Origin of the sequence: Neobacillus sp. YIM B06451 (genome assembly GCF_032667185.1) — a bacterium.
Classification (GTDB): domain Bacteria; phylum Bacillota; class Bacilli; order Bacillales; family Cytobacillaceae; genus Bacillus_D.
On record NZ_JAVFKJ010000003.1, the window covers coordinates 382550 to 402661 of the forward strand.

16 protein-coding genes are annotated in these 20112 nt (G+C 47.8%); 15 read left to right on the forward strand and 1 reads right to left on the reverse strand.

Translation table 11 applies throughout. The features are described from left to right. Nucleotides 1-184: 184 nt before the first annotated feature. Nucleotides 185-1096: a superoxide dismutase gene (locus RB160_RS09520; protein WP_316569995.1), complete on the reverse strand. Its 912-nt coding sequence runs from the start codon at nucleotides 1094-1096 to the stop codon at nucleotides 185-187. 286 nt (nucleotides 1097-1382) lie between these two features. Here RB160_RS09520 and glgB point away from each other — a divergent pair, with 286 nt between their 5' ends. The 15 genes from glgB to RB160_RS09595 all read left to right on the forward strand — a co-directional run bounded on the left by glgB (nucleotide 1383) and on the right by RB160_RS09595 (nucleotide 20101). Continuing rightward, a complete protein-coding gene (glgB, locus tag RB160_RS09525) occupies nucleotides 1383-3341 on the forward strand; it encodes a 1,4-alpha-glucan branching protein GlgB (RefSeq protein ID WP_316569996.1) in 1959 nt (652 codons plus the stop codon). Next, the gene (locus RB160_RS09530; protein WP_316569997.1) at nucleotides 3259-4398 is read left to right on the forward strand and encodes a glucose-1-phosphate adenylyltransferase; all 1140 of its coding nucleotides are present in this window, start codon (nucleotides 3259-3261) and stop codon (nucleotides 4396-4398) included. Before glgB ends, RB160_RS09530 begins: the two co-directional genes overlap by 83 nt. 21 nt (nucleotides 4399-4419) lie before the next feature. Next, complete coding sequence (locus tag RB160_RS09535; RefSeq protein WP_316569998.1) at nucleotides 4420-5448, forward strand: GlgC family sugar phosphate nucleotidyltransferase; 1029 nt, start codon at nucleotides 4420-4422, stop codon at nucleotides 5446-5448. Beyond that, entirely contained in the window at nucleotides 5445-6875 is a 1431-nt protein-coding gene (gene glgA / locus RB160_RS09540; protein WP_316569999.1) for a glycogen synthase GlgA, read from the forward strand. Before RB160_RS09535 ends, glgA begins: the two co-directional genes overlap by 4 nt. A gap of 12 nt (nucleotides 6876-6887) precedes the next feature. After that, on the forward strand, nucleotides 6888-9290 hold the full coding sequence (locus tag RB160_RS09545; RefSeq protein WP_316570000.1) for a glycogen/starch/alpha-glucan phosphorylase: 2403 nt from the start codon (nucleotides 6888-6890) through the stop codon (nucleotides 9288-9290). Between the two features lie 75 nt (nucleotides 9291-9365). After that, on the forward strand, nucleotides 9366-9947 hold the full coding sequence (locus RB160_RS09550; protein WP_316570056.1) for a YdcF family protein: 582 nt from the start codon (nucleotides 9366-9368) through the stop codon (nucleotides 9945-9947). 73 nt (nucleotides 9948-10020) lie between these two features. Further along, complete coding sequence (locus tag RB160_RS09555) at nucleotides 10021-10476, forward strand: DUF6376 family protein (RefSeq protein ID WP_316570001.1); 456 nt, start codon at nucleotides 10021-10023, stop codon at nucleotides 10474-10476. Between the two features lie 164 nt (nucleotides 10477-10640). Beyond that, nucleotides 10641-11633, forward strand: a complete 993-nt coding sequence (locus tag RB160_RS09560) for a zinc-binding dehydrogenase (RefSeq protein WP_316570002.1) — start codon at nucleotides 10641-10643, stop codon at nucleotides 11631-11633. Nucleotides 11634-11874: 241 nt separating this feature from the next. Then, nucleotides 11875-12729 (forward strand): manganese catalase family protein, encoded by an 855-nt coding sequence (locus tag RB160_RS09565; RefSeq protein ID WP_316570003.1) that lies wholly within the window; start codon nucleotides 11875-11877, stop codon nucleotides 12727-12729. Nucleotides 12730-12980: 251 nt separating this feature from the next. After that, entirely contained in the window at nucleotides 12981-14318 is a 1338-nt protein-coding gene (locus RB160_RS09570) for a D-serine ammonia-lyase (protein WP_316570004.1), read from the forward strand. A gap of 65 nt (nucleotides 14319-14383) precedes the next feature. Further along, complete coding sequence (locus RB160_RS09575; protein ID WP_316570005.1) at nucleotides 14384-15550, forward strand: LL-diaminopimelate aminotransferase; 1167 nt, start codon at nucleotides 14384-14386, stop codon at nucleotides 15548-15550. Nucleotides 15551-15568: 18 nt separating this feature from the next. Continuing rightward, the gene (locus tag RB160_RS09580) at nucleotides 15569-17050 is read left to right on the forward strand and encodes an aldehyde dehydrogenase family protein (protein WP_316570006.1); all 1482 of its coding nucleotides are present in this window, start codon (nucleotides 15569-15571) and stop codon (nucleotides 17048-17050) included. Between the two features lie 309 nt (nucleotides 17051-17359). Next, nucleotides 17360-18676: a flavin monoamine oxidase family protein gene (locus tag RB160_RS09585; RefSeq protein ID WP_316570007.1), complete on the forward strand. Its 1317-nt coding sequence runs from the start codon at nucleotides 17360-17362 to the stop codon at nucleotides 18674-18676. A 62-nt stretch (nucleotides 18677-18738) separates the two neighbouring features. Next, complete coding sequence (locus RB160_RS09590; protein ID WP_316570008.1) at nucleotides 18739-19446, forward strand: CoA transferase subunit A; 708 nt, start codon at nucleotides 18739-18741, stop codon at nucleotides 19444-19446. Continuing rightward, nucleotides 19430-20101, forward strand: coding sequence for a 3-oxoacid CoA-transferase subunit B (locus RB160_RS09595; RefSeq protein ID WP_316570009.1), 672 nt, complete (start codon nucleotides 19430-19432; stop codon nucleotides 20099-20101). Before RB160_RS09590 ends, RB160_RS09595 begins: the two co-directional genes overlap by 17 nt. Nucleotides 20102-20112 lie beyond the last annotated feature (11 nt).

A 20112-nucleotide genomic window follows, 5' to 3' on the forward strand; every position in this document is an offset into this window, starting at 1 on the left:
TGATTCCACTACCGGGAACCGTCGATGAAGGGCCGGTGCATGCTGCAACATGCGCTGGCTTTTTTGAAATATTTCACTTAGTTCATTATACCCGAAAAAAGGGAAAAAGAAAATAGCGGAGCCTTTTTTGGGCTTATTTAGGCAGGTTTTACTTACAATTCTCCTTTAACCTTTTGGATAATTCCTAAAAAGGCTCCCATTTTATCTTGCGTGCCTCATTGTATCTTTTCTCCACTTCAGGCCAATTTACTACGTTCCACCAATTTTCAACATATTTTCCACGATTGTTTTCATATTGGAGGTAGTAGGCATGTTCCCAAACGTCTAACGGAAGGAGCGGGATGACGTCCCACTGGCTAAGGTTTTGATGTTTTTCAGCCTGGAGGATTTCCAGCCTCCGCGCCCTTGGCGACCAAACGAGGATGGCCCAGCCTGATCCTTCAACCCTTTTTGCAGCTTCTGAAAAGTGTGTTTTGAACTTGTCAAACGACCCGAAGGTTTTTTCAATGCTTGCCAGCAGGTTCCTTTCCGGCCCGCCTCCCCCATGGGGGCTCATTGCCTCCCAAAAAAGCGTATGCAAATAATGGCCCGCTCCATGGAATGCTGCTTCCCTTTCCCAGTGCTTTAGTAAATCATAACGGTTTTCCTGCCTGGCTTGTTCCATTTCCTTCTCGGCTTTGTTTAATCCATCAACATATGATTGATGATGCTGGGAATGATGGAGCATCATAATTCTCCTGCTGATATAGGGCTCGAGGGCCTCATAACCATAGGGCAGGCGGGGAAGGGTGTGCTTGCCAGCTGGAACGGAGACATCTGGAGCGGTTGGTCTGTATTGTTTGCCCTCGTTTAGTTCTTGCCACTGCCAGTAAAGCTCCCATGCTGATTTTTCCAGCTCGATGGCATCATTCCATTCAATTCCATCTTTCCTCATGCTTGTTACCTTTGATGAAAATAAATAAACCTCATGTCTGAAATTTTCTATCGATTTGTTTCCTGGAAAAATAGATAGAGTCTTTTCTGCCTCTTTATCAAGCAGCCCAATCCAATCTATCAGGTCGTGCAAAAACGTTCCTGTTGCCTTTAATCCATTCAAGAAAGTCCCCTCCCCCAATTCGTTTTCCTTCCAATTAGTATATTGTTCGGTTAATAATGTTATGAGAAGTTTCTGAAAACAGAATTTTGGGTTTTGTCTATTTGTTTTTGTGGAAATATACTAGGTCTCTCCTTATTACTGCTTGTACATACTTTTCCCAATCATTAATAATAAGCCCATAAATTGAAGGTTTTCCCAAGGCTGGCGTCGAAACCAGATTATAGCAGGTTTATGCAAATAACTTTTTGGAAACTAGAATATTACTGAAGACAGGCAGGTGAACAGGATGGTCAATCATCCAACTGAGTTTCAGCTTCATTTGTTTCATGAGGGGGCGCTCTATAAAAGCCATGAGTTATTCGGTGCCCATGTCATAAACGATGGCGGGAAGACATATACCCGTTTCTGTGTCTGGGCTCCACATGCCGCTGAAGTAAGGCTCGCGGGCGAGTTCAATGGCTGGGACGGGGAAGGCTATACCTTCGAGAAAGTGAACAGGGAAGGTGTTTGGGTATTTTTTGCGGACCATGACATGACTGGTTCATTGTACAAATACGAAATACTCACCGCATCAGGGGAAAAAAAGCTGAAGGCCGATCCATTTGCTTTTTTCTCGGAGGTCAGGCCGAATACAGCTTCCATTGTACAACCGCTGGATGGTTACCAATGGAATGATCGGGCGTGGATGAGAAAACGGGCAAGAAAAGTTCCCATTGAGGAGCCCACAGCCATTTACGAGGTCCATCTTGGTTCTTGGAAAAAGGCGGAAGATGGGTCGTTCCTTACCTACAGGGAAGCGGCCGATAAACTCGTACCGTATGTGCTCGAGCACGGGTATACCCATATTGAACTCCTTCCATTGACCGAACATCCGCTTGATGCATCATGGGGATACCAGACGACAGGTTACTTTTCGGTAACAAGCAGATATGGGACGCCACATGATTTTATGTACTTTGTTGATCAATGCCACCAGAACGGAATAGGCGTCATCATTGACTGGGTTCCAGGCCACTTTTGCAAGGATGCCCATGGGCTATATTGTTTTGATGGCGGGTATGCCTTTGAATACAAAACGGAAAATGACAGGGAAAACACTGTCTGGGGAACCGCCAATTTTGACCTCGGGAAAACCGAGGTAAACAGCTTTCTTGTGTCAAGCGCGCTTTTCTGGCTGGAAACGTACCATATTGACGGTTTCAGGGTTGATGCAGTCGCGAATATCATCTACTGGCCAAATTCCGAGAAAGTGGTTAATCCAAATGGAGTTGCCTTCCTGAAGAAGCTGAATTCAGCGGTAACGGCATTTTGTCCGGACATCCTCATGATAGCTGAAGACTCCACGGATTGGCCGAATGTGACGAAGCAGCCATCTGATGGGGGACTTGGATTTACATACAAGTGGAATATGGGCTGGATGAACGATATCCTGAAATATATGGAAACAGACCCCAATCAGAGGCGGCACCACCATAATAAAGTAACATTTTCGCTCATGTATGCTTTTTCGGAGAATTTTGTGCTCCCGTTTTCACATGATGAAGTTGTCCATGGTAAAAAGTCACTTCTAGATAAGATGCCGGGAGATTATTGGCAAAAGTTTGCCCAGCTAAGGCTCCTCCTTGGTTACCAGGCCTGCCACCCCGGCAAAAAGCTGACGTTTATGGGAACAGAGCTTGGCCAGTTTTCCGAGTGGAAGGACAAAGAAGAGGTTGACTGGCATCTCAATGAGTATGAGATGCATGCCAAGCTAAATCTGTTTGTAAAGGAATTGAACAAGCTTTATAAAAGATCTAAACCTCTTTATCAACTGGATTCGTCCCCAGAGGGTTTTGAATGGATTGACCCGAACAACAATCACCAATCCGTGTTTTCTTTTGTCCGGAGAGGGTTCAAAGAAGAAGATTTCCTGGTCATTGTTTGCAATTTCACGTGGCAGGCCTATAGTGGCTACCGGATTGGAGTCCCGGCGCCTGGACGGTACAGGGAAATCCTTAACAGCGACACGAGGGAATTCGGCGGATCTGGTGTAATAAACAAAAAGGTCATCTCAGCTGAAAAAGAAGGATTTCATGGGAAGCCTTTTTCCATCAAGATTAATATTCCGCCATACGGCATTTCAATTTTAAGGCCTGTGAAAAATAGAAAGGGGATAAATGCCAATGCAAAAGAAGAAGATGGTAGCCATGCTTCTGGCGGGAGGCCAGGGGAGCAGGCTAAATTCATTGACAAAAGAACTGGCTAAGCCGGGGGTGCCTTTCGGCGGCAAATACAGGATTATTGATTTCCCCTTGAGCAACTGCACGAACTCTGGCGTATATACTGTCGGGGTGCTTACACAGTACCAGCCGCTTGTCCTGAACAGCTATATTGGGATAGGGAGTGCATGGGACCTCGACCGGATGGACGGAGGGGTAACTGTGCTTCCGCCTTATAGCGTATCGTCCGAAGTGAAGTGGTATGACGGGACGGCGAGCGCTATTTTTCAAAACCTGCCTTATTTAAGGCAATATGATCCTGAATATGTACTTATTTTATCCGGTGACCATATTTATAAAATGAATTATGAAACGATGCTGGATCATCACATCGAAAATGAAGCTGATGTGACGATTTCCGTTATCGAAGTCCCTTGGGAGGAAGCGGGGCGGTTCGGCATTATGAATACGGATGAAAATCTGAGAATCATAGAGTTCGATGAAAAACCGAAAAATCCAAAAAGCAATCTCGCTTCAATGGGAATTTATATTTTTAATTGGAAGCTTCTTGAGGACTGCCTGATCCGGGACGATGAAAACCCCGACTCGACGCACGATTTCGGAAAGGACATCATACCGCTCCTATTAAATGAAAACAGGAAACTCGTTGCCTACCCGTTCAAGGGCTACTGGAAGGATGTAGGTACGGTCCAAAGCCTGTGGGAAGCGAACATGGATTTGCTGGACGATAATTCGGAACTTGATCTATTCGACCAGTCCTGGAGGATTTATTCCGTTAACCCGAACCACCCCCCGCAATATGTTTGCCCCGACGCCACGCTCAAAGAGTCGCTTGTGAATGAGGGCTGCGTCATTGAAGGAAACGTCGAGAGGACCGTGGTATTCCAAGGGGTTTCGATTAAAAAAGGAGCGTCCATCAAGGAGTCTGTTATTATGCCCGACGCGGTCATCGGCAAGGATTGCATAATCGAAAAAGCCATTGTTTCGCCTGGTATAACAGTCCCTGATGGGGGTGTCATAAAAGGCGACGGTGAGGTCGTACTAGTATCCGAGGATACGATTGATCAGCTTTTGTCCAAATAATCCTATTGGGAGGGGCAACAATTGAAAAAAGATATACTGGGTATCATTGATGCTACAACATTCCATAAAGACCTCGATGAATTGACCATCCACCGATCGGTTGCGGCTATTCCGTTTGGAGGGAGATACCGCCTTATTGATTTCATCCTCTCGAATATGGTGAATTCCGGCATCCAGAGCGTTGGCATATTTTCAAAGTACCAATATCGTTCTTTAATGGACCACTTGGGATCGGGCAGGAACTGGGATTTAAACAGGAAAAGGGACGGCCTGTTCTTTTTTCCGTCCACGAGCCTTGACAAGCCGGTCACCGGCATTGGTCCCCTCTACGACTTCGCGGAAAACATCGATTTTTTTACACGGAGCCGGCAGCCCTATGCGTTAATCGCAAATGCTTACACAGTATTTAACATTGATTTTTCCCCAATCCTTGATGAGCATATTTCGTCTGAGAGGGATATTACGGAAGTCCTGAAAGATGGGGCCTCACTTGGAATCTACTTGATGAAAAAAGAACTCCTCCTTGAAATAATTGAAAAGCGGATGGAAACGGGCTATTTGACTATCCGCGACGCCTTAACGGATTTAAATAGTCCTTATTCAGTCCATTACCACAATTTTGAAGGATTTGCTATACAGGTAAATTCAATTGCGAACTATGCAAAAGCAAGCAGGCTCCTCCTCAATCCGGACATTTGGACCAGGCTTTTCACGAAGGAAAGGCCTATCCTCACTAAAGTCAAGGATGAGCCCCCGGCACGCTATTCTTCCACCTCAACCGTCCGCAACTCAATGATTGCGAATGGCTGCAAAATTCAGGGAGTTGTTGAAAATAGCATTATTGCCCGCGGGGTGACAATTGGAAAAGGTGCGATTGTTAAAAACTGCATCATCATGCAAAAGTCGAGGATTGGTGAAGATTGCGTTCTTGATCATGTCATCTTGGACAAGGATGTGACAATTGAAAACGGAACCGAATTAGTTGCATCAGAAGACAGCCCGGCCGTCATTCGGAAGGGCAGGACCCAGGGAGCGTGGAAAAACTCGTGAAAATTCTTTTTGCAGTATCGGAATGCGTCCCATTTGTAAAGTCCGGGGGTCTCGCGGATGTAGCGGGAGCCCTGCCAAAGGAATTAAAGAAACTTGGCTTTGATGTTAGGGTTATCCTTCCCAAATACGCTTTAATCCGGGACGAATATAAACGAAAAATGAAGAAGACAGCCGAATTTACCGTTCAGCTTGGCTGGCGCAACCAATATTGTGGCATTGAAGAACTTGAGCATGATGGGATTATCCATTATTTTATCGATAATCAATATTATTTTTTCAGAAGCCAAATGTATGGGGATTACGATGATGGTGAAAAATTCTCCTTCTTTAATAGGGCTGTGCTTGAAAGCATCGGCCATATCGGGTTTTTCCCCGACATTATCCATTCACATGACTGGCATTCAGGGATGATTCCCTTCCTATTGCGGGAACAGTATCGCCATCGGGAAGGATTTGAAGGGATCAGGTCGATTTTTACGATACACAATCTCCAATTCCAGGGAGTATTCCCAAAGGAGGTAATGAATGACCTCCTGGGGCTCGATGACCGGTATTTCAACCCGGGACAGCTAGAATATTACGGAAATATCAACTTTATGAAGGCGGGCCTTGTTGCTTCGGATAAAATTACAACGGTTAGCCCTACATACCGGGAGGAAATTAAAACCGCCTATTTCGGAGAGGGACTTGATGGCGTCTTACGGATGAGAAGCGCGGACCTTGAGGGAATTGTGAACGGAATTGACTATGAACTGTACAATCCGGAAAACGACCCATTTCTATCCGCTCCATTTTCGATGGAGAATAGAGAGCCCCGCAGTGAAAACAAGAAGGCTATACAGGACCAATTCGGACTCCCCGAAGAGAGCAATGTGCCCTTGATTGCGATGGTTACCCGGCTTACGAAGCAAAAAGGGCTGGAACTCGTCCGGGGTGTATTCCACGAAATAATGGCTACTGGGGCCCAGTTGATCGTTCTTGGGACGGGTGACAGGGAATTCGAATACTTTTTCAGCCAAATGAGCAGCCAGTATCCGAGCCAGTGCAAGGTTTTCATAGGCTTTGATGAGGGGATTGCCCACAGGATTTATGCGGGAGCGGACTTGTTCCTGATGCCTTCGAAATTCGAGCCGTGTGGCCTGAGCCAGCTGATTGCGATGCGCTATGGAGCCGTGCCGATTGTCAGGGAAACTGGCGGATTGAACGATACAGTCAAGTCGTATAATCGAGAGAACGGTGAAGGCAATGGTTTTACCTTCACAAATTTCAATGCGCATGACATGCTTTATACCATTGAAAGGGCTTTGGCCTTTTACAAGCAGCAGGATGTATGGAACTTTCTCACTCGCAAGGTTATGGAGCTGGATTTCAGCTGGACCCGGTCCGCGCAAATGTATCAGCAGCTTTATGAGGAGCTTAAAAGATAGGGGGTTATCCAAATGTTTTCCAGTGTACCCGAGTTCAAGGCCGCTTTCGTCCAAAAGCTAGAAATGGCCTATGGCACGACTTTTGAAGAAAGTACAAGGCGGGAGCAGTTCCAGACGCTCGGCACGATGATCAGGGAGCAAGTAAGCACGAATTGGATCAAGACAAACGAAATGTACCGTATTTCGGGAAAAAAACAGGTTTATTATCTTTCAATTGAATTCCTGCTCGGAAGGCTTCTCCGCCATAATCTGATGAATCTTGGAATTGAGGAGATTGTCAGCAAGGGGCTTAAGGAATTGGGGATTGAACTTGACGGCCTTGAAGAATTCGAAGCAGATGCCGGACTGGGCAACGGAGGACTTGGGCGGCTTGCCGCCTGTTTCCTTGATTCGCTCGCATCGCTTAGCCTGCCTGGCCATGGATGCGGTATCCGCTACAAGCATGGCCTGTTTGAGCAGGCAATCGTAGACGGTTATCAGGTTGAACTGCCGGAACAATGGCTGAAGCACGGCCATGTTTGGGAAGTTCGCAAGGGCGATGAAGCAGAGGAAATTCCTTTCTGGGGACATGTCGAAAGCTCCATGGAAAACGGGCGCATAGTGTTCCGCCACATCAATCCGGAAATTGTCACGGCAGTCCCTTATGACATGCCGGTCGTCGGCTACAATACGAAAACAGTGAATACGCTGCGGCTATGGAGCGCGGAACCTTCCAAGTTCACGGCCAATACGGATATCCTTAAATACAAAAAGGAAACGGAAGCAATCTGCGAGTTCCTTTATCCGGACGATACGCATGATGAAGGGAAAATTCTTAGGCTGAAACAGCAATACCTTCTTGTCGCCGCTTCCTTGAGGGCAATCATTAAATCGTTCAAGAAGAAAAACAAAAGCATTTTTGAGCTACATGAGCACACGAGCATCCATATTAACGATACCCACCCTGCGCTAGCAGTACCTGAACTGATGCGGATCCTCATGGATGACGAAGGGCTAGGCTGGGATGAAGCGTGGCATATAACCGTCAATACGCTTTCCTATACGAACCATACGACACTATCGGAAGCGCTTGAAAGGTGGCCGGAAAGGATCTTCAGGCCTCTTCTGCCAAGGATATACATGATTGTTGAGGAAATCAATGAACGGTTTTGCAGGCTGCTGTGGGACCGGCATCCCGGCAGCTGGGACTTGATTGAAAACATGGCAATTGTGGCACATGGCGAGGTTAGGATGGCTCCGCTAGCAATCGTCGGCTCCCATAGCATAAATGGCGTTGCCAGGCTCCATACCGATATACTGAAGGAACGGGAAATGAACAATTTTTACAAAGTTTTCCCTGACCGTTTTAATAACAAAACAAATGGGATTACCCACCGGCGCTGGCTGATGAAAGCCAATCCTAGGCTTGCAGAATTGATTACCGATACAATCGGCCCTGGCTGGATCAGGGATACAATAAGGCTTGAGGAACTGCTTCAGTTCCGGGAAAACGAGGCCTTTCTGAAAAAAATTGATTCAATTAAACTGGCAAACAAGGAACGGCTCGCATCGCGCATCCATGAAAAAACGGGCATAACCGTCAATCCGAACTCGATTTTCGATGTGCAGGTTAAAAGGTTGCACGCCTATAAAAGGCAGCTGTTGAATGTCCTTCACATCATGTATTTGTACAATCGGATAAAAGAGTACCCGAATTATGAAATGCACCCAAGGACATTCATTTTTGGGGCAAAGGCTTCACCGGGTTATTATTTTGCGAAAAAAGTAATTAAATTGATTAATTCAGTCGCCGAGAAAGTGAACAACGACCCAGTAGTGAACGACAGGATCAAAGTCGTCTTCCTTGAAAATTACCGTGTGTCGCTCGGAGAGGAAATCTTCCCAGCAGCCGACGTGAGCGAGCAGATTTCTACTGCGAGCAAGGAAGCTTCCGGGACCGGGAATATGAAGTTCATGATGAATGGGGCACTGACGGTCGGGACGCTTGACGGCGCGAATGTCGAGATAACGGAGCTTGTCGGCCGGGAAAATATATTCCTGTTTGGGCTTAGCGCCGATGAGGTCCTTGAATTCCAGCGGAACGGGGGTTACCATGCCCAGGAGTATTACCATTATGACCGGCGGATCCGTACGGTAGTGGACCAGCTTGTCAACGGATTTTTCCCTGATACGGGTAATGAGTTTTCCGAAATTTACGACTCGCTTCTTTCCTATAATGACCAATATTTTGTTTTTCGCGATTTCTCCTCCTATGCCGACATCCAGGAACAGGTTGGAAGGAGTTACGGCGACAGGACTGGCTGGCTGAAAAAGAGCCTCGTCAACATCGCAATGTCCGGCTATTTTTCAAGTGACCGGACGATACAGGAATATGCCAATGATATTTGGCATACCGAACCGGTCATCATTAAGTAGGTCCTGCACAGGGGATGCCCACCAAGGGCTTCCCCTTGCTTTTTCCTGGAGTCATCTAAACCGGGGGAAGTGGTTATCGTTAAATGTACTATTATTAAAAAAGGTCTCGTTTTTATTTTGGTTTTTGGAATACTCTATGTGGTTTTCCTCCATGCGAAAATTCACCAGCATGCCAAGGATAAGCCTGCTCCAGGCGCGGACTATGTAATTATCCTTGGCGCGAGGGTGAAAGGGGAAACTCCTTCTCTAGCGCTTCAGGCAAGGATTGATGCTGCGGCAAGCTATTTGCTCGATAATCCCGAAACCATCGCCATAGCATCTGGCGGGATGGGGCCAGGGGAAGATATTTCGGAAGCGGAGGCAATTAAGCGGGAACTGGTCTGGCATGGCATCTCCGAAACAAGGATTATCATGGAAGACCAATCAACATCTACATATGAAAATATCAAATTTTCAAAAGCGCTTCTGCCTGAAGGGTTGCGTAAAGGGCTAGTCGTAACGAATACCTTCCACATGTACAGGGCAAAAATGATTGCCAGCGACAACGGCCTTGATCTTGGCGGACTTCCCGCGAAAACTCCAGCCCAGGCTGTAGTGAAATCGTATGGAAGGGAGTACCTTGCCATCACAAAATACTATCTCACCTCCGCTTTATAGGCGGGAAAAATGGGTAAAGGAATAATGGGACAAGGTTCCCGTTTCCAACGATCCGGCCAAGGAGGTGGATACGATGAGGATGAAGGTTTTTTCGCTCTTTTGCTTACTTGCCGTTATTTTAGCGGGCTGTTCATCGGGAGGAGATGGACAGGGTGCTCGGGAATATACGGGTGAAGCTTCGGAGTATATGGAAAAGGTTGCGGATTTTGCCCGTGACATTCCGGAAAAAGCTGAAAAAGCGGTAAATGATGAACAGGCAAAGCAGGAATTGAAGGGCAGCCTTGAAGAGATGAAGCAGGAAATAAATGAATTCGGAAAGGTCCAGGCGCCTGAAATCGCCGGCGATTTTCATAGAGAAATAGTTGATAACAGCAAACTGCTCGAAGAAAAAATAGATGTTTACCTTGAACGCATCGATAAAGGCGATTTCAATAAGGATTTTCTTGAAAAAGAGGACTTCTCCAAAGTAACGGATGAAATCAAGGCGTCATTCGAAAAGCTGAAGGACCTTATAGAAAAAGACAAATAGAAGTTTGGAGGGCAGCCGGTGGTATAAACCGGTTGCTTTTTTATGTTTACAAAGATTATGGTCAAATTTTTTGAAAATTGGTTGAATTCGAGAGTAAAAACATGCAATTTTGCGGTCTTTATTCCAAAATAGAAGATGAGAAAGAAAAGATTGGAGTGGAGATAATGAAAGCACTAGTTCATGCGGGAAAAACCGGAATGGAAGGCTTGGCGTACCAGGATTTTGAGAAACCTGAGCCCGGAGCCGGAGAGGTCAGGGTCAAAATAAAAATAGCCGGGCTAAACCACAGGGAGCTGATTATCCTTGAACGCCACAAGGAAACGGAGCCGCCGCTTGTCATGGGATCGGATGGAGCGGGAGTTATCGACGCGGTCGGGGAAGGCGTAGCTGGAGTTAAGGTTGGGGATGAAGTCATCATCAATCCGGGGGTCGGCTGGAAAGAAAAAAGCGACGCACCACCTCCAGGGTTTGATATACTTGGACATCCTCTCCAAGGGACATTCGGTGAATACATAGTCATTCCGGCGGAGAACGCATTGCCGAAACCTTCATTTTTAACATGGGAGGAAGCTGGCGTTTTAGGAGTTGCCGGCCTTACTGCCTACCGCGTCTTGTTTACAAGGGCGAAGGTAAGTGAAGGGATGAAGGTTCTCATCCCGGGAATCGGCGGCGGGGTGGCGACGCTGATGCTCCAAATGGCAAAAGCCGCCGGGGCCACTGTTTATGTTACGTCTCGTTCAGAGGAGAAATGCAAAAGCGCGCTGGAATTAGGCGCGGACAAAGCGTTTAACAGTGAGGGTGATTGGGCGGAAGAGCTAAGCGGGGAAAAGATGGATGTCGTCATAGAATCGGTTGGGGCGGCAACGTTCAATAAATCGCTTAGCCAGCTCCGGACAGGCGGAACGATTGTAACGTTCGGCGCGTCCGCAGGGGATGTGGTTGATTTTAATTTACGTTCATTCTTTTACGGCCAGTATAATCTGCTTGGTTCTACCCTTGGGAGCGGCGAGGAGCTAGGGGAAATGCTCCAGTTTATCGAAAAGCATGGAGTCAGGCCGGTCATTGACCGTATGTTCGCGCTTGAAGAGTACAAAGAAGCGTTTGACAGGCTAGAAAAGGCGGAACAGCTGGGGAAAATCGGGTTTTATTTGGGATAATGTTGCAGTATGGGAAGCTCTTCTCGGGGAAGGGCTTCTTTATTTGATTAGCCAGTTGTTTTTACGTTTATTCTAGCTGTTTTCTGTCTATTTTAGTTCTTATTTCTTCATTCTCTTTATCTAAATAGTGCAAAAAATAATCCTTCGCTTTATGCCTCTCCGAATGCATGTTTCGCCCCTTTTTTGGCAGACTATGGGAAAGGCCTCATGCCAGGCTTTATACAGGAAAGAGGGGTAAAATATGTACTTTTACAGGGAAGATTTGATTAATATCATCACGCCCGATAAGCCGGACCCGGTTGCGGCGAAAGCGATGCAGGAAATTCTGGGCGGGCACTTTGGCGAAATGCGCACGATGATGCAGTTCTTTTTCCAAAGTTCAAATTTTCGGGGAACGGATAAGAAATACAGGGATTTGCTCCGTGGAATTTTCCTTGAGGAATTAAGCCATGTTGAGCTTGTGCAGACAACCATCAATCAGCTGTTGAATGAATCCGGAGAGCCGGGGGTTGGCTCGGACAGCTCAAGCGGAGCACCTCTCGGCGGCCCAGTCAACCACGCGAACCCGCATCATTACATTATCGGAGCACAGGCATCGCTACCTGAGGATGCCGCCGGAAATCCGTGGAACGGGTCATGGGTGTACAGCCATGGAAATCTGATCGGTGACTTACTAGATAACCTAACGCTTGAATCAACCGGTGTTTTACAAAAATCAAGAATATACGAAATGAGCTCCAACAAAACGTTCCGGGAAACGCTCGCTTTCCTGATTGTCAGAGACAACGCGCACCAAAATGCGTTTGCAAAAGCCCTTGAAACGCTGGGAGTGGATTGGGGAAAATTGCTCCCGGTTCCGAACTATGACATTAACAAATATCCTGAATGCCGGAAGTATGTGGATATGGGCTTTCATAATGCCCAATTCAACTTCAGGCTTGATGATACGCTTATAGGTGAAATTTTCAGCGGCAAGTCGCCGAGCAGGAACGGCGGCGAACTTAAAGTAGTCCAGCCGCCGCAAGGGTTTCCGGTGCCCGTTTTGCCGGAGCTTCCAAACGAACATGCTCCCGGAATCAGCGATTTGAACCGATAACCAGATAAATCCCGCGGAATCCCGCGGGATTTTTTTGTTTTGGCGACTATCAAATTTTTTAAAGAGTATGAGAAACCTGCTACTATGAAGTTAACAGTTAACCATGAAGGGAGCGCGCTCTAATGGAACTTTTGGGTACTGCATTACGAAGGCTGAAAAGAATTATGTTTATACAAAGACCTTGGGAATGAGGCTTGTTAAAAAGACGGTAAACGGTGGAACGAGAAGAATAATAGAGGAGAGTCGGGCAAATGAACGGTAGTATAGTTGGAGGAAAATCAATTGATGAGTGGAAAAAGGATATTCCCGTTCTTGGCAGGGTGGCCAAAGCCGAGGAGGTTTTCTGGGCAAATCCGCGATATTTACATAGTGGCGGGGGCCCGTTTGGAATGGAAGAAAAAATACAAGCGGCTTCATACCGGCTGGCTCGATTCGCATCCTTCATAAAAAATGTTTACCCTGAAACAATGGAAGCGGACGGAATCATCGAATCACCGCTTTTGGAAATCAACAAGTTCAAGGAAATGATTGGTGAATGGCATGGAAGGGAAATTGATGGCAGGTTATTTTTGAAATGCGATAATGAACTGCCGATTTCCGGGTCGATAAAAGCCCGCGGGGGAATTTATGAAGTATTGAAGCATGCGGAAGACCTGGCAATACAACACAATTTAATTAAACCTGGTAAAGATTATTCGATTTTTGGGAGCGGGGCATTCCGGGACTTATTCTCAAATTATTCAATCGCTGTGGGCTCTACAGGGAATCTCGGCCTAAGCATCGGCCTGATTGGCGCTAAGCTGGGCTTTAAAGTAACGGTGCATATGTCCGCTGAGGCGAAAGAATGGAAGAAAAATAAGCTCCGCTCGCTAGGAGTGAATGTGGTCGAGTATGCATCGGACTATTCCGCTGCTGTTGAACAGGGAAGGAAGCAAGCCGAAAGCGATCCAACCTGTTATTTTATTGATGATGAAAATTCGGTGAACCTGTTTCTCGGGTATGCCGTCGCTGCCGAAAGAGTGAAAAGGCAGCTTGATGAAAAAGGTGTATTGGTTGACAGCAATCACCCGCTGTTCGTTTACCTGCCCTGTGGAGTTGGCGGAGGCCCTGGCGGAATCGCCTATGGCCTTAAAGCAATTTTCAAAAACAATGTCCATTGTTTTTTTGCGGAGCCGGTCCAATCCCCGTGCATGCTCCTAAGCCTTGCCACAGGGTTGCATGATGAAGTTAGCGTGAACGATTTTGGCTTGAGGAACATAACCGTGGCGGATGGCCTTGCAGTTGGGAGATCATCCGGATTTGTAAGCAGGACGATTGAATCTCTTTTGGCAGGGCTCTATACGGTCAGAGATGAGGAACTTTTCAGGATGATGAAAGGTATGTGGCACTCAGAAGGAATTTTCCTTGAGCCTTCAGCCACCGTCGGGGCGCTTGGACCTGTGAAGCTGCATCAAACGGCTGAGGGCGAGGAGTTTTTACAAAGCAATGGCCTTCTGGGAAAAATGAAGGACGCTACACATATCGCCTGGGCGACTGGCGGCAGCATGGTTCCCGAACAAGAAAGAAAAGCCTATTTACAAAAAATATAAAGCATACTCCACTGTTTTTCCCATACTTTTTCTTTAGGGACACCTAACGAAAAGGGGGAAATGTTTTGCGCTACCAATCTGCCAGAATGGACCAGATTCCTCCCTACATGTTCGCGGAACTTGGGAAGAAGAAGGCGGCCATGATCAAGTCGGGAATCGATGTGATAGACCTAGGGATCGGAGACCCGGACTTGCCGACGCCGGCTCACATTGTTGACAAGCTTGTTGAAGAAGCGAGGAAGCCTGAAAATTTGAGGTACCCTCAGTTTTCGGGCCATCCGGTGTTCAGGAAGGCTGTTGCAGAATTTTACAAGCGGGAATATGGCATCGAACTGGACCCTGAGACCGAGGTACTTGCATTAATCGGGTCGAAGGAAGGGCTTTCCCATCTCGTTCCTGTGATGATCGACCCGGGGGAAATCGTGCTCGTTCCAGATCCGTGCTACCCGCCTTACCGGATGGCGGCCCTGCTTGCAGGCGGTAAGTACCATGACATGCCGATGGTGAAAGAAAACGGTTTTTTGCCCGATTTTGAAGAGATTCCGGAAAATGTATTGGAAAAGGCCCGGCTAATGTTTTTGAATTATCCCGGCAATCCGACGGCGGCGGTCGTGGACGGCCCCTTTTTTCAAAACGCGGTCGATTTCGCAAAAGATAAGGGCATCATCATCGCCCATGATTCGGCTTACAATAAAGTGGCCTTCAGCGGCTATAAACCCCCGAGCATTCTTGAGGCACGGGGAGCGAAGGATGTCGCGGTCGAATTTGGTTCTCTTTCGAAAACGTACTGCATGACCGGATGGCGTATTGGATACGTTGTTGGGAACAGGGATGTTATCAAGGCGTTGGCCGTTTTTAAAAGCAATACCGACACAGGTGTTTTTACTCCAATCCAATTGGCGGGAGCACATGCGATTTTGTCGGACCAAACTTGTGTGGACACGCATAATGATATATATTTTGCGAGAATGAAAGGGATGATCGAAGCCCTTCAGGAAATCGGCATAGAGGTCGAACCACCTAAAGCGTCATTTTTTATATGGGCGCCTGTTCCGGCAGGTTATTCATCAACGGGGTTCGCGGAAGCTGTCCTTGAGCAAGCCGGGGTCATCGTGACTCCTGGAAGCGCATTCGGGCCATCGGGGGAAGGCTATTTCCGGATATCCCTATCTGTTCCAAACGCCAGGCTGGATGAAGCAATTGGCCGGATAAAAAGGAAAATTAAGATCTAAATGACGGAGGTTCGGAGAATGGTACGTTACGAGAATTATATAAACGGTGAATGGGTGCAACCTTTGTCAGGCAGCTACACAAAAAATGTGAACCCTGCGACGGGGGAGGTTTTGGGGGAGGTCGCCAAATCCGGGCCAGAAGATGTGGACCGTGCGGTGGCCGCGGCAAAACGGGCGCAAAAGGAGTGGAGGCTCGTTCCTGCTCCTGAGAGGGCTGAAATTTTATATGAGGTTGCAAGGATTTTAAAAGAAAAAAAGGAGTATTTGGCGGAAATTTTAACAAGCGAAATGGGAAAAGTGATTGCCGAAGCGAGGGGGGAGGTCCAGGAAGCGATTGACATGGCCTATTATATGGCTGGCGAGGGGCGGCGCTTGTTTGGCGATACGGTTCCGTCAGAGCTCCGGAACAAGTTCGCGATGAGTGTCCGTGTACCGGTCGGAATTGCCGGGCTCATTACCCCCTGGAATTTCCCGATCGCCATCGCATCTTGGAAGTCGCTTCCCGCGCTAGTTTCCGGCAATGCGGTTGTCTGGAAGCCAGCGACTGAAACTCCGTTCATGGCTGCGGAGTTCGCGAAGATTTATGACGAGGCGGGACTGCCGAAAGGATTGCTGAATGTCGTATTCGGGAACGGGTCGGTTGTCGGGAATGCACTGGTAGAACACCCGGACGTCGATATTATTTCTTTTACAGGCTCCAACGAAGTCGGCAAGGCGATCAACGGCCGCGCAGGCAGCCTTTTGAAGCGGACATCGCTTGAAATGGGCGGGAAAAACGCAGTGACTGTGCTTGAGGACGCTGACATTGATCTCGCGGTTGACGGGATTGTATGGAGCGCATTCGGCACTGCTGGCCAGCGCTGCACCGCCTGCAGCCGGATCATCGTCCATGAATCGGTTAAAGAAGAGCTTGAGAGTAAGCTGCTTGCAAGGATAAGAGCGCTAAAAGTTGGAAACGGGCTTGATGAGACGGTCGACGTAGGGCCGGTTATCAATAGGGCTTCGCTCGAACGGATTCACAGCTACGTGCAAAAAGGGGTCGAAGAGGGTGCCAAACTCCTTTGCGGCGGTGAAATACTTTCTGAAGGTGATTTAGCCGAAGGGCATTACTACGCACCGACCTTGTTTACGAATGTCAGTCCGGGAATGGTGATCGCCCGGGAAGAAATTTTCGGGCCTGTCACTTCCATCATCCCGGTTCGGAGCCTGGAAGAAGCAATTGAAGTGAATAACAGTGTTGAATTCGGCTTGTCCAGTTCCATTTTTACAAAGGATGTCAATAAGGTCTTTACCGCAATGCGTGACTTTGATACGGGGATTGTCTACGTGAACGCCGGAACGACAGGTGCGGAAATCCATCTTCCATTCGGCGGTACGAAAGGAACGGGCAATGGGCATCGTGATTCAGGGGTAGCTGCGCTTGACGTGTATACCGAGTGGAAGTCTGTCTATGTTGATTTTAGCGGGACTCTGCAGCGGGCGCAGATTGATAACAAATAAGCTTTGAAGCTCACAGTGATGTGGGCTTTTTTTAATACAGAAGGTGTGTGGAATTGTAGCGAAAATTTGACAGTTTTCGATAACCGGGAAAAAGTGGGGGATAAATCGGAAAAAGTGGGCGATAAATTGAAAAAATTTTCGATATCATTCTGAAAATCTTCGAAATAATCCCTCGCTGTTAAAAGACGAACAAAATTTTCAGCGGACCTCTTCAATGCAGGAGAATTTTCAGCTGTTTGCTACTTAACCCCATCCATCAATCATACATTTAATTAGGCAAGGCAGTTTGATAGTGCAAGGGGGAGTCGCATGCAGGAAATAAAACTGGACTACGACACGGTTATTATCGGCGGAGGATTTTCCGGATTGACTGCGGCAAGAGAACTGCGGCTGCTGGGGTATAAAGTACTCGTTTTGGAAGCGCGTGACAGGCTTGGAGGAAGAACCTGGGTGGACAGGCGCCTAGATTCCGACCTGGAAATGGGCGGAACATATGTACATTGGCACCAGCCACATGTGTGGGCGGAAATAACAAGGTACGGCTTAGAGATAGTTCCAGGTCCAAAGCCAAAAAAAGTGTATTGGGTTTCCGGCGGCAATGCACGCTGTTCAACTGTTGAAGAATACAGGAACAAAATCAGGGATACGGCGGGAAAGTTGATGAGCGAGAGCCTTAAATACCTGCCTCTGCCGTATCAGCCGCTTCATTCGCCGCTGATCAAGGAGATTGACGGAATTTCCGCGGAACAGTTTTTGCAAGACTACGGGCTGACGGAAGAGGAATACGATATCCTTCATGGCTGGGTGGCATCCGACTTTTGCGGTCCTCCAGGTGAAGGGGCGGCAAGCCAGATTTTCCGTTGGTGGGTCTTTTCACAGGGAAATTGGGGAACGCATAGCGAAATGATTTCTACCTATAAGCTAAAGGACGGAACGAAAGCGCTCATTGAAGCGATTGCAGCAGATTCCAATGCCGAAATTAAGCTTTCAGCTCCAGCGGTGAAAATAGAGCATGAAGAAGCCGGTGCAACAGTGACGGCAGCTGATGGCACAGAGTTTAGATGCCGGGCAGTTATTGTTACCGTACCGATGACCGTCCTGAAAGAAATTGAATTTTCACCAAAGCTTTCCGACTTGAAAATGAGTGCTTCACAAGAAGGCCAGACATCGAGAGGCATAAAGGTGTGGGCAAAGCTGGAAGGGCGCCTTGAACCATTCGATGCTGTAGCTCCAGGAAATTATCCGCTGAATTCCGTGCACCTGGACAGATATGTTGAAGATAACAGCATTATCGTAGGATTTGGTCCTCGGGCCGACTGGCTTGACCCAAATGACCCGAATAGTGTTGAAAAAGCGCTCAGGAATTGGCTGCCCGATGTGAAGGTCCTTGAATGCACCGGCCATGATTGGGTCAATGACGATTTTTCAAAAGAAGCATGGCCAATGCTTAAGCCGAACCAGCTATTAAAGTATTTCGAAGATTGGAACACGCCCGAGAACAGCATTTTCCTTGCCGGCACGACATTTGCAAAAGGCTGGGCAAGCTTTATGGACGGGGCGATCGAGTCGGGGATGACCGCTGCGAGAAAAGTGGATACATTCCTTTGCGGGCAAGAACAAAAGTAAAAAAATGAATAGAAGCGCCCTCAAGGCGGGGGCGTTTTTTCGCCACGAAAGGAGGCGTACATTTGGAAATATCGGTGTATTCGGAAAAATTGCTGTCTCCCGAAGAAGCGGTTGGCCTATTGCGGGATGGCGACTCGGTAATGGTTGGCGGATTCGGTTTGTGCGGCACGCCTTTTACGTTGATTGACGCACTCATCGAGCAGCCTTCAATAAGAAATCTGACAATTATCAGCAACAATCTGGGTGAACCCGGAAAAGGTTTGGGGCTTCTACTCCATTCCGGCCAAATCAAAAAGGCAATCGGTTCCTACTTCACGTCGAACCGTGATGCCGTAAAGGCGTGGAAAAGCGGGGACCTTGAAATTGAACTTTATCCGCAAGGAACCTTTGTCGAAGCAATCCGTGCGGGAGGAGCGGGGATTGCCGCCTTTTTTGTAAAAACCGGCGTCGGCACGGAGCTTGCAAGAGGCCGGGAAGAACGGATTTTTAACGGAGAAAGAAATATTCTTGTTGAAGCGATCCGGGCAAAAGCGGCACTGATTAAAGCCGCTAAGGCGGATGCGCTCGGGAATCTCATCTATACAAAATCAGCCCGAAACTTCAATCCGGCCATGGCCACTGCCGCGGATGTGGTCATTGCCGAAGTGGATGAAATTGTCCCAATCGGCTCGCTCGATCCTGAACAAATCGTCACCCCGCACAATTTTGTCGACTATGTTGTCGTAAGCCGCTATTGGAAGGAAGGTGGCGTGTATGTCAAAAAAGCTTGATGCCAGAAGGCGGATTGCCCAGCGGATCGCACAGGAGCTAAAACCGGGTATGGTGGTCAACCTTGGCGTTGGCATTCCGACACTTATCCCTGAGTTCCTTGAACAGGGAAATGGCGTTTTCCTTCATTCGGAAAACGGCATGCTCGGTATGGGACCCCCTCCTCCATCAGACGAGCTGGACATGGATTGCATCAGCGCAAGCAAACATCCTGTAACACTTGAACCAGGAGCAGCCATTTTTTCAAGCAGCGACTCGTTCGGGATGATCCGCGGCGGCCATATTGATGTCGTCGTCCTTGGCGCACTCCAGGTAAGTGAAAAAGGGGAAATCGCCAACTGGGCGGTGCCTGGCACGGACATCCTTGGAGTCGGCGGGGCAATGGACCTTGTCCCCGGGGCAAAAAAAATAATCGCTGCACTGACACATACGTCAAAGGATGGCTCGGCGAAGCTTGTCAGGGAATTGACTTACCCGACGACCGGTATCCAGTGCGCGAAGATAATTGTGACTGAGCTTGCGGTTTTTTCGATAAATGGCGGGACCATGGTCCTTGAGGAGCTAGTGGAAGGGATGGGGATTGAAGAACTCAAGGCTATTACCGATGCAAGCTTTACCGTTTCACCGGCGCTGAAATATTGGCAGGTTGGCAATTAAAAGGGGGAAAA

Coding starts and splice junctions, on each gene's coding strand:
- RB160_RS09595 (WP_316570009.1), top strand. CDS start 19,430: ATGTCAAAAAAGCTTGATGCCAGAAGGCGGATTGCCCAGCGGATCGCA.
- glgB (WP_316569996.1), top strand. CDS start 1,383: ATGGTCAATCATCCAACTGAGTTTCAGCTTCATTTGTTTCATGAGGGG.
- RB160_RS09580 (WP_316570006.1), top strand. CDS start 15,569: ATGGTACGTTACGAGAATTATATAAACGGTGAATGGGTGCAACCTTTG.
- RB160_RS09545 (WP_316570000.1), top strand. CDS start 6,888: ATGTTTTCCAGTGTACCCGAGTTCAAGGCCGCTTTCGTCCAAAAGCTA.
- RB160_RS09570 (WP_316570004.1), top strand. CDS start 12,981: ATGAACGGTAGTATAGTTGGAGGAAAATCAATTGATGAGTGGAAAAAG.
- RB160_RS09565 (WP_316570003.1), top strand. CDS start 11,875: ATGTACTTTTACAGGGAAGATTTGATTAATATCATCACGCCCGATAAG.
- RB160_RS09560 (WP_316570002.1), top strand. CDS start 10,641: ATGAAAGCACTAGTTCATGCGGGAAAAACCGGAATGGAAGGCTTGGCG.
- RB160_RS09585 (WP_316570007.1), top strand. CDS start 17,360: ATGCAGGAAATAAAACTGGACTACGACACGGTTATTATCGGCGGAGGA.
- RB160_RS09530 (WP_316569997.1), top strand. CDS start 3,259: ATGCAAAAGAAGAAGATGGTAGCCATGCTTCTGGCGGGAGGCCAGGGG.
- RB160_RS09555 (WP_316570001.1), top strand. CDS start 10,021: ATGAGGATGAAGGTTTTTTCGCTCTTTTGCTTACTTGCCGTTATTTTA.